Source organism: Parvibaculum sp. (genome assembly GCF_040882025.1).
In the GTDB taxonomy this organism is placed as follows: domain Bacteria; phylum Pseudomonadota; class Alphaproteobacteria; order Parvibaculales; family Parvibaculaceae; genus Parvibaculum.
Map to the genome: position 1 here is coordinate 1 of NZ_JBBECC010000001.1, position 9,264 is coordinate 9,264.

The window sequence follows — 9,264 nt, forward strand, 5'->3', positions numbered from 1 at the left end:
CAACTGCGCGCTTGCGAGAATATTGCGCAGGTCGTGATTGATCTTGCTGACGGCAGAGCCGAGCGAGGCCAGATGCGCCTTCTGGTTCAGTGTGGCACGGATTTCCTTTTGCATCAGCGACAGCTCGCGCTCGGCGACGCCGATTTCGTCGGCGCGGCCAGACGGCGCCATGACACGGCGCGCATCTTCGGGGTCGTTGCGAAAGGCGACCATGTTTCCGGTGATGCGGCGCATCGGCCGCACCAGAACGAAATGGAGTGCGGTGAAAACAAGACCGGCGGTAATGATGGAAATGAACAGAGAGAGCAGGAAGATGTTCTTGCCGTAGCCGAGCATCGCGTGGCGCAGCGGTGTTTCGTCGAAAACGATTTCGATCGACTCGCCGGCCCCGAAGCGCGGATTGCCCGTGACGAGGATGACGCGACCATCGCCGGCAAAAAGCGTTTCGAAGGCGTCCCGGACCAAGACCATCGCCATCGCATCGCGCAAGTCGAAGCTGGTGTCGACCATAGGCGGCATGTCCTCGCTCAGCACAAGACGTCGCGCGTCGTCGCGGTGGAGCGCCACGGCATAGACCTGCGCGTTCTTCAGCAGCTCCTCACGCAAGGCGGGTGAAACCATGTTGTCGGGACGCGCCTCAAGCGCCAGCGAAGCGATTTGCGCCGCTGCCAAACGTTGATCGAGCCAGGTCAGACGGAAATTGGCGATCGACGGCACGAAGATCAACACTTCGGCCAGCATGACGAAGAGAACGGTCAGCACCAACAGACGGCGCGACAGGCTTTCGCGCAACGGGCGCGTCAAGCGCGCGAGCCTTCCTTCCGCGATGCCGTTCGATTCCACCGTCGCTCTCATCGCCTCCGTCCGTGCCGTCCGTTCCGGAGCGAGCTTAACCGAACAGACCAAGGAAACGTACCAGCATTCGCGTCTTGGGACTGAAAAGCGTCGGTGTGTAATAGGAGCCCGCAACACGCTTGCCGACTTCGGAGAAGGTCGGATAGGGCGCGACGACGCCCGCCATCGCGGAGAGTTTCAGAGCGTGGGTTTTCGCCAGCACCCAGGGCAGGATCAACTCGCCCGCATGCGCCCCGACGATGGTGGCGCCCAACACACGGGCATGGCTGTCCGTTACCACCTTGATGACGCCCTCGGTTTCGCGTTCGGCCTGGGCGCGGTCGTTCTCGGCGAAATGCCAGCGCAGCACATTGATCTTCATGTGGCGCTCGCGGGCTTCCGTCTCGGTTTCGCCGACATGAGCGAGTTCGGGATCGGTGTAGGTGACCCAGGGAATCGAAGTATGATCGGCTTTCGCGGGCACGCGAAAGAGTGCGTTGCGGATGACGATACCGGCGTGATAGCCCGCGACATGGGTGAATTGAAGACCGCCCGCCACATCGCCGATGCCGAAGACATGCTTGTTGGTCGTGCGCAGACGTTCGTCGACGACGAGACCTTTCGGCGAATATTCTATGCCGGCTTTTTCAAGATCGAGTCCTTCGACATTGGCGCGGCGCCCGGTCGCGATCATGATATGCGAACCCTCGATCCCACGCGTCCTGCCGTCAACCTCGGCCGATACCACAACGCGGCCCGCCTCGCCCGACACACTCGCGACCTTCGCGCCTTCGACGATCTCGACGCCTTCGCGGCGCAGGCGGTCGACGACAATGGCCGAGAGTTCGGGATCGTCGCGACCGAAAACACGCATGCCCTCGAGCACCGTCACTTTCGCACCGAGACGGCGATGGGCCTGCGCCATTTCCATGCCGATCGGGCCGCCGCCGACGATGATCAGATGCGCCGGACATTCGGTGCTTTCGAAAATATTCTCATTGGTGAAGAATGGCCGTTTGTCGAGGCCGGGGATCGGCGGTACAGCGGCACGAGAACCGGTGGCGATCACGAAACGACGCGCCGAGATTTCGTTGTCGCCGGCGATCACCGTACGCTCATCCTTGAAACGCGCGTGATCCTGAATGACGGTGACCCCGAGCGCCTCGAAGCGCGCGACGGAATCGTTAGGCGCGATGGCGGCGATGACGCCGTGGACATGGTCGTGGACCTTCGCAAAATCGACCTTGGGCTTTGCCGGCGCAATGCCGAACGGTGCGCCCGCGCCCATGCGGTACGCCTGTTTGGCGGCGGCCAGCAGCGCCTTCGACGGAACACAGCCGGTATTGAGACAATCGCCGCCCATCGCGTCGCGCTCGATCAGCACGGTCTTTGCGCCCATCTGGGCGGCACCCGCCGCCACCGACAATCCGCCTGAGCCCGCACCGATGATGCAGATATCAGCCTTGATCCGCTTCGCCATGTTTTCCTCGGAATGTTGGGGCAGCGTGCTGGGAATATGGCGCGCTCAATCGCGCGCCGTAGCGGTCATGCGTTTATAGACAACAGGCACCATGGCGAGGACCGCCAGCGCCAGAACGGGGCCGATAATCTGCGGCTCGAAGAAGAGACCAAGATCGGGATCGCGTCCGGCATCGAAGACCGCGCCCAGGCCGTTGCCGAGACTGGCATAGACGAAAGTACCGGGAATAATACCAATGAATGTCGCCACCGCGTAGGTGCGCAAGGGAACGCCCAGAAAGGCCGGCGCCAGATTGACCAGGAAGAAGGGAAAGAGCGGCACCAGCCGCAATACCAGCATGTAGTTGAAGGCATTCTTGCCGAAACCGGCCTCGAGCTTGCGCAAGCCCGGGCCTGCCTTGGCGCGCAGGACATCGCCGAGCGCCGTCTTCGCGGCAAGAAAGATCGCCGTTGCGCCGATCGTCGCGCCGACAACCGTCAGCAACCCGCCAAGCCATGTGCCGAACAAGAATCCGCCCGTCAGAGTTGCGACCAGGGCCGCCGGCAGCGAGAAGGCGACGATGGCGATGTAGGCCAGCACATAAATGAGGGCGGCCAGCAGCAGATGATCGGCAACCCAGAGGGACATCGCTTGCCGATTGTCGCGCAAGGTGTCGAGGGTCGCATAGCGGTCGAGGCCGAGCGCAAAAAAAGCGATGAGGCCGGCCGCGAGTACCGCAAGCGGCACAAGGCGGCGAAGGGAGAAACCCTGCGCCGGTGCCTCCGGAGGTGTTTCGGTCATTCGGCATTCTCCATGCGGGCAGCATCGTTGAGCGACCAGTCATACTCATAAGACGACACACGCGAGACCCTGGCCAGCGCGGCTGCGAGTTCGGGTTCGGCATATTTGCGCAAGTGGGCAAGGACGCCGGCTTCGGTGCCGCCGAAGTCCTTTTTGTACCAGCTAAAAATGCTTGAAGCTGTGAGGCGACCGTTGCGGACCAGAGCGCCACGCGGACTGTTGATGTAGCGGCGGGCGGCCCGGCCGAGCATGGCGTCGAGGGTGGCCCCCTCATAAGGCTCCGCGGCGAGGTCCGGGCAGCTCCAGGAGGCGCAGTTGACCGCGTAGTGAACGCGGGCATCGCCGAAATCGGGCCGCAGGATGCCGTGCTCGATGTCGTCCAGCGAGAGGTCGCGGCCGGCAACACGGACAAGCTTCTTGCCCCAGGGCCCGCGCGTGAAGAGACCCGGCGAAATCGAAATGTCGCGGATTGAGGCCACCGGATAGTGGTCGGCCACGACGCGGACGGTCAGTGCGTTGTAGAGATTGACCCAGAAGGCAAATTGTTCGTCGCGCGGGAGGGCGGTCGGGTCGATCGCCTCAAGGCTTTCAATATAGGCGGTGAGCGCCGCGCGGCCCTGCTTACTGGCCTTGAGGCCCGCATAATCGACGAAGTGAGGTGCCGCGCCCCGGTCTTGCGACGGCGGCAGGACCAGCCAGCTTTCGAGGAGGGCGGCCCAAGGCCGGTGATCGGGCTTCATCGGCGGCTCCGCACCGGCCGGGGCGGCCAGCAGCGCAAAAAGGAACGTAACAAGAACAATATGATTAGCTCTTCCAAACATTACCGGTTCTCTTGTGGCGAGGCGGCCGGACCATACGCCGAAAGCGACAGCGCGAAACGGGGTATCACTCATTTGTGAGACAAAGTCAGGCTGAGTGAAACAAGGCAGGCGCAGCGTTGACTTGCGCCGGCCATATCGCTTATACACCCGCCTGACAGCCGTGAGGCGGCAACGCCTGCGGCTCTTGTTTTTATTGGCATTCGAGAGGCCGGCTCCAGCGAGCCGCCCGGTGCCGGACCTGCCGGAGAAGAGACGTGAAACGGACCTATCAACCGAGCGAACTCGTCCGCAAGCGCCGCCACGGCTTCCGCGCGCGCACGGCCACCAAAGGCGGACGCAAGGTGCTCGCCGCCCGCCGGGCCAAGGGCCGCAAACGGCTTTCGGCCTGATCCCACTCCGCGACGCCGGGGGCTTGCCCCGCCGGCGCCCCACCGGGTTCGCGGTTATCCGGGTCCGATTGCGAGCAGCCCGATGGACCGCCAGATCGACAAAATTCGCAAACGCCGAGATTTTCTTGCTGTCGCCCGCGGGCGCAGACAAGCCGAACGCGGGCTTGTGCTGCAAGCGCTTGACCGACACGACGACGCACCGCCCCGCGCGGGCTTCACGGTCACCCGCAAGGTGGGCTCAGCCGTCATCCGCAACCGCGCCAAGCGCCGGCTGCGCGCGGCCGCGGCCGAAATTCTTCCGCTTGCCGCAAAATCCGGTTACGACTACGTGCTGATCGGGCGCCACGCCACACCGACGCGGCGATGGGCCGAGCTTCTCGCCGATTTGCGCGCCGCGCTCGACGATGTTCACGGCAGCCGCGCGCGAGAGCCGCGTGGCCGCTCTTCCGCCTCACGCTCCGACGTTTCGCGTTCCGATACCGGGAAAGACCTGCCACATGGGTGACAACCGCAACTTCATCATCGCTATTTTCCTGTCGGTCCTGGTCTTTATCGGATGGCAGTACCTGGTCATCAATCCGCAGATGGAGGCCGAGCGCGCGCGGCAGGAGGCGATGGAGACCGCGGATGGTTCGACAACGGCCGATGCGGCCGGTGAGGCCACAGGCGGCGATGTGCGGTTGCCTTCGGTCGAAGCGCCGGCCCAGCCCGGCATCGGCGGTGTCGGTGCCGCCGATGTGCTGCCGCGCGATACGGCGCTGGCCCAGGCCCCGCGTCTTGCCATTCGCTCGGCCGAGCTCGACGGGTCGATTTCGCTGAAAGGTGCCCGCTTCGACGATCTCCGGCTTCGGCAGTACCAGGCGACGACCGATCCCGACAGTGCCGAGATCACGCTGTTCTCGCCAGCCAAGACGCCGGCCCCCTATTTTTCGGAGTTCGGCTTTATCGGGCTTCCGGGCTCGAATGTCGGGCTTCCGGGTGCGGCGAGCGAGTGGCGCGTGGCGGAGGGCGAAACGCTGACGCCCGAAACACCGGTCACGCTTGCCTGGGACAACGGCCAGGGCCTTACCTTCCTGCGCCGTATCACGCTCGACGAGAATTTCCTTTTCACGATATCCGACCGGATCGAAAACCGGACCGGCCAGAGCGTGACGCTGTTTCCCTACGGCCTGATCTCGCGCACGGGCAAACCTGCCGGCAACTCATTCTTCATCCTGCATGAGGGGTTGATCGGCATGTTCCCCGATGGCGGTCTGCATGAGGTCGACTATTCGGATGTCGAGAGCGAGGCGGCGCAGACATTCAGCGCCTCGGGCGGCTGGCTCGGTATCACCGACAAATACTGGGCGGCGGTGCTGGCACCGGAGGACGGCCGCGCCTTCACCGCGCGCTTCAGCGAAGATCCCGATTCGCGCCGCGAAATCTACCAGACCGATTTTCGCTACGACCCGATCGTCCTGGCTGATGGCGAGAACGCGGTGGTGGAGAGCCGGCTCTTCGCCGGCGCCAAGGTGACGTCGGTGATCGATCGCTATGAGGCCGCTGGCATCTACAAATTCGAGCTGCTGATCGACTGGGGCTGGTTCCACTTCCTGACCAAGCCGCTGTTTCATGCGCTGCATTTCATCGCGGGCTATATCGGCAACTTCGGCGTCGCGATCCTCATCATCACCGTGCTGATCAAGCTTGTCTTCTATCCGCTTGCCAACAAATCCTATGTGGCGATGAGCAAGATGAAAAAGCTGCAGCCGGAGATGGAAAAGCTGCGCGAGCGCCACAAGGACGACAAGCTGAAGCAGCAGCAGGAAATCATGGAGCTCTACAAGAAGGAGAAGGTCAATCCGCTGGCCGGCTGCCTGCCCGTTCTGATTCAGATTCCGGTCTTCTTCGCGCTCTACAAGGTTCTTTTCGTCACCATCGAAATGCGGCATGCGCCGTTTTTCGGCTGGATCACCGATCTGTCGGCACCCGATCCGACGTCGCTCTTCAATCTCTTCGGTCTGATCCCCTGGGACCCGCCCGCGCTGCTTCTCATCGGCGTCTGGCCGCTGATCATGGGCTTCACCATGTTCGTGCAGATGCGGATGAACCCGCTGCCGGCCGATCCGATCCAGGCACAGATCTTCACCTGGATGCCGGTCATCTTCACCTTCATGCTGGCGAGCTTCCCGGCCGGCCTCGTCATCTACTGGGCGTGGAACAACACGCTGTCGGTGCTCCAGCAAGGCGTCATCATGAAACGGCAGGGCGTCAAGCTGGAGATATTCAACAATCTCGGCTTCGACAAGGTCGCTGCGCTTTTCGCGGGGGGCGGCGACAAGCCGAAGACCTGAACGATGACCGGGGCGCCGAGCGACGAATGTGGCGACGACGCGCCGGACCTGGAAACAGGGCGCTGGCTCTTCGCCCAGCCTTGCTCGTTCGTGCGCGGCGCGGTCGACATGGCAGGCCTGCCGCCCGGGGACATCCCGGAGGTCGCCTTTGCCGGCCGCTCCAATGTTGGCAAGTCGAGCCTCGTCAACGCGCTGACCGGACGCAAGACGCTGGCGCGTACCTCCAACACACCGGGGCGGACGAAGGAGCTCAATTTCTTCCTGCTCGGCGCCGACGGCCGGCCGGCCATCATGCTGGCTGATCTACCGGGCTATGGCTATGCGCGCGAAACCCGCACACGTGTCGAACAATGGACCGACCTCGTGATGTCCTATCTGCGCGGGCGCGCGACGCTCCGGCGTGTGCTGCTGCTGATCGACGCGCGGCACGGGCTGAAAGACAACGATGGCGAAGTAATGGCGCTACTCGACGAAGCGGCCGTCTCCTACCAGATCGTACTGACCAAGACCGACAAGCTGAAGGCCGGCGAGCTCGAAAAGCGGGTTGGCGAGGTCGAGGCCGGTATTCGGGCCCATGTCGCCGCGCATCCGCGAGTGGTCGCCACATCGAGCGAGACCGGCACCGGCATCGCCGAACTGCGGGCCGAAATCGCCTCGCTGGCCGCGGCCGATGCGCTGGGGTATAAAACCCGGACCAGTTAAGAAAAGACGGGGAGTGCGAAGGCCGATGCCCGACACAACAACCGACAGGAAAGCGGCATCGCTCGACGACGCGGCAAAGCTCGAGCGGGCACGTGTGCTCTCCGAAGCGCTGCCCTTCATGCAGCGCTACGACAAGCGCACGGTGGTGGTGAAATATGGCGGCCACGCGATGGGCGACGAAGCGCTGGGCGCCGAGTTCGCGCGCGACATCGTTCTCCTGAAGCAATCTGGCGTCAATCCCATCGTCGTGCATGGCGGGGGCCCGCAGATCGGCGCGATGCTGACGCGGCTCGGCATCGAGAGCGAGTTTTCGGGCGGCCTGCGTATCACCGACAAGGCGACGGTGGAAATCGTCGAGATGGTGCTGGCCGGTTCGATCAACAAGCAGATCGTGGCGCAGCTCAACCAGGCCGGCGGCCGGGCCATCGGTTTGTGCGGCAAGGACGGCAATCTCATTGTCGCACGCAAGATCGAACACAAGATTCACGATCCGGAATCGAACATCGAAAAAATTCTCGATCTCGGCTTTGTCGGCGAACCAGAGAAAGTCAATCCGGAAATACTCGATGTCATCCAGCGATCCGATATTATTCCCGTCATCGCACCGATCGGCGTGTCGCGTGACGGAGAAACCTACAACATCAATGCCGACACCGTGGCCGGCGCCATAGCGGCGGCGATGGGCGCGGCACGTCTTCTGTTGCTCACCGACGTGCGTGGCGTTCTCGACAAGCAGGGCAATCTCGTCGAGGCGCTGACCGTCGAAGAAGCTCGGGCGCTGATGAAAGACGGCACGATTTCCGGCGGCATGATCCCGAAGCTCGAAACCTGTGTCGATGCGGCCGAGGGCGGCGTCGAAGCCGTCGTCATTCTCGATGGCCGTGTGCGTCATGCCGTTCTGCTGGAACTGTTTACCGAGCACGGTGCGGGCACGTTGATCCGGAAAACCGCCGGCTGATGGTTGCGGACTTTCTCGACGGAAAGGTGCAAGCCGACGCCATGGGTTTTCGTTTCAGCATCCTTGTCATACTTACGGGCCTTGGCATTCTGGCGGCCGTTCCCGCGCAGGCCGACTACCAGCTCTGCAACCGGACGAGCTATGTGCTGGACGGCGCGATCGCCTTTCAGGATGGTGCCGACTGGCGGAGCCGGGGCTGGGTACGACTGTTGCCAGGCGACTGCGCGGTTGCACTGGAAGGCCCCGTGAAAAACGAGGAACATTTCGTCTTCGCCCGCTCCATCGAGATTCATCAGGGCCGTACCCAGTACTTCTCCGGCAACGAACGGTTTTGTACCGCCGATGGCAGCTTCGAAATCGAAGGCCGTGACCAATGCGCGGCGCGTGGATACGACGCCAATGAGTTTCTGCCCGTGCGAACCGAGCCCGGCGACGACTGGGTGACAACTTTTTCGGAGGCCAGCGACCACACGGCCGAGCAAGCGCAGATCGCGGGCGCACAGCGGTTGCTGCAAGACAACGGCTTCAAGCTTTCACGGATCGACGGGATTTCCGCCCGCAACACGACGCGCGCCGTTCAAGCCCATCAACGATTAATCGGTGTTCCGGCCGACGGACGGATAGACCGCGCATTAATCGAGAAATTGGTCGAGGGCGCCGAAAGGGAACAAGCAAAGGCCGGCCTCGATTTCTGCAACAAGACCCGGCATCTGATCTGGGCCGCGATCGGCTATCACAATCTCGATGAAGACATGTCGAGCGGCTGGATTCGCATCGAGCCGAACCAGTGCCGCAAGGCCGTCAAAGGCAAGCTGACGGAACGCGAGTATTTCGTTTATGCCGAGGCAGCGGATAACCAGAACACATCCGCGCGACCTGGCGACGAAACGACTGTCTGGTCGGGCGATGAGCGCTTTTGTACCAAACCGACCCGCTTCGAGATCACGGGTCGCGATCGCTGCGCGGC

Annotated in this window: 9 protein-coding genes and 1 pseudogene; 6 read left to right on the forward strand and 4 right to left on the reverse strand. The window is 62.9% G+C overall.

Annotated features, from left to right (window positions below):
• The 4 genes and pseudogenes from WEB61_RS00005 to WEB61_RS00020 all read right to left on the reverse strand — a co-directional run.
• Nucleotides 1-855: pseudogene (locus WEB61_RS00005) on the reverse strand (sensor histidine kinase); the annotation flags it as partial.
• A 34-nt stretch (nucleotides 856-889) separates the two neighbouring features.
• The gene (locus WEB61_RS00010; protein ID WP_368062273.1) at nucleotides 890-2,314 is read right to left on the reverse strand and encodes an NAD(P)/FAD-dependent oxidoreductase; all 1,425 of its coding nucleotides are present in this window, start codon (nucleotides 2,312-2,314) and stop codon (nucleotides 890-892) included.
• 45 nt (nucleotides 2,315-2,359) lie between these two features.
• The gene (locus WEB61_RS00015; RefSeq protein WP_368062274.1) at nucleotides 2,360-3,094 is read right to left on the reverse strand and encodes a TVP38/TMEM64 family protein; all 735 of its coding nucleotides are present in this window, start codon (nucleotides 3,092-3,094) and stop codon (nucleotides 2,360-2,362) included.
• Nucleotides 3,091-3,915: a DUF547 domain-containing protein gene (locus WEB61_RS00020; protein ID WP_368062275.1), complete on the reverse strand. Its 825-nt coding sequence runs from the start codon at nucleotides 3,913-3,915 to the stop codon at nucleotides 3,091-3,093. Before WEB61_RS00020 ends, WEB61_RS00015 begins: the two co-directional genes overlap by 4 nt.
• A gap of 254 nt (nucleotides 3,916-4,169) precedes the next feature.
• Between WEB61_RS00020 and rpmH the strand changes: the two genes are divergently transcribed.
• The 6 genes from rpmH to WEB61_RS00050 all read left to right on the forward strand — a co-directional run.
• Nucleotides 4,170-4,304 carry a 50S ribosomal protein L34 gene (rpmH, locus tag WEB61_RS00025; RefSeq protein WP_293508957.1) on the forward strand — a complete coding sequence of 45 codons (135 nt, stop codon included), beginning with the start codon at nucleotides 4,170-4,172 and terminating at the stop codon, nucleotides 4,302-4,304.
• An 82-nt stretch (nucleotides 4,305-4,386) separates the two neighbouring features.
• Nucleotides 4,387-4,809, forward strand: a complete 423-nt coding sequence (rnpA, locus tag WEB61_RS00030; protein ID WP_368062276.1) for a ribonuclease P protein component — start codon at nucleotides 4,387-4,389, stop codon at nucleotides 4,807-4,809.
• The gene (gene yidC / locus WEB61_RS00035) at nucleotides 4,802-6,637 is read left to right on the forward strand and encodes a membrane protein insertase YidC (RefSeq protein ID WP_368062277.1); all 1,836 of its coding nucleotides are present in this window, start codon (nucleotides 4,802-4,804) and stop codon (nucleotides 6,635-6,637) included. Before rnpA ends, yidC begins: the two co-directional genes overlap by 8 nt.
• 3 nt (nucleotides 6,638-6,640) lie before the next feature.
• Nucleotides 6,641-7,339 (forward strand): ribosome biogenesis GTP-binding protein YihA/YsxC, encoded by a 699-nt coding sequence (gene yihA / locus WEB61_RS00040; RefSeq protein WP_368062278.1) that lies wholly within the window; start codon nucleotides 6,641-6,643, stop codon nucleotides 7,337-7,339.
• Nucleotides 7,340-7,364: 25 nt separating this feature from the next.
• Nucleotides 7,365-8,297 carry an acetylglutamate kinase gene (argB, locus tag WEB61_RS00045; RefSeq protein ID WP_368062279.1) on the forward strand — a complete coding sequence of 311 codons (933 nt, stop codon included), beginning with the start codon at nucleotides 7,365-7,367 and terminating at the stop codon, nucleotides 8,295-8,297.
• 143 nt (nucleotides 8,298-8,440) lie between these two features.
• Nucleotides 8,441-9,264 (forward strand): DUF1036 domain-containing protein (locus WEB61_RS00050; protein WP_368062280.1); only part of this gene is annotated, 824 nt, incomplete at its 3' end.

What these genes read in the sequence shown, in the direction of transcription:
- WEB61_RS00010 (WP_368062273.1), bottom strand. Translation starts at nt 2,314, where the DNA reads ATGGCGAAGCGGATCAAGGCTGATATCTGCATCATCGGTGCGGGCTCA.
- WEB61_RS00015 (WP_368062274.1), bottom strand. Translation starts at nt 3,094, where the DNA reads ATGACCGAAACACCTCCGGAGGCACCGGCGCAGGGTTTCTCCCTTCGC.
- WEB61_RS00020 (WP_368062275.1), bottom strand. Translation starts at nt 3,915, where the DNA reads ATGTTTGGAAGAGCTAATCATATTGTTCTTGTTACGTTCCTTTTTGCG.
- rnpA (WP_368062276.1), top strand. Translation starts at nt 4,387, where the DNA reads ATGGACCGCCAGATCGACAAAATTCGCAAACGCCGAGATTTTCTTGCT.
- yidC (WP_368062277.1), top strand. Translation starts at nt 4,802, where the DNA reads ATGGGTGACAACCGCAACTTCATCATCGCTATTTTCCTGTCGGTCCTG.
- yihA (WP_368062278.1), top strand. Translation starts at nt 6,641, where the DNA reads ATGACCGGGGCGCCGAGCGACGAATGTGGCGACGACGCGCCGGACCTG.
- argB (WP_368062279.1), top strand. Translation starts at nt 7,365, where the DNA reads ATGCCCGACACAACAACCGACAGGAAAGCGGCATCGCTCGACGACGCG.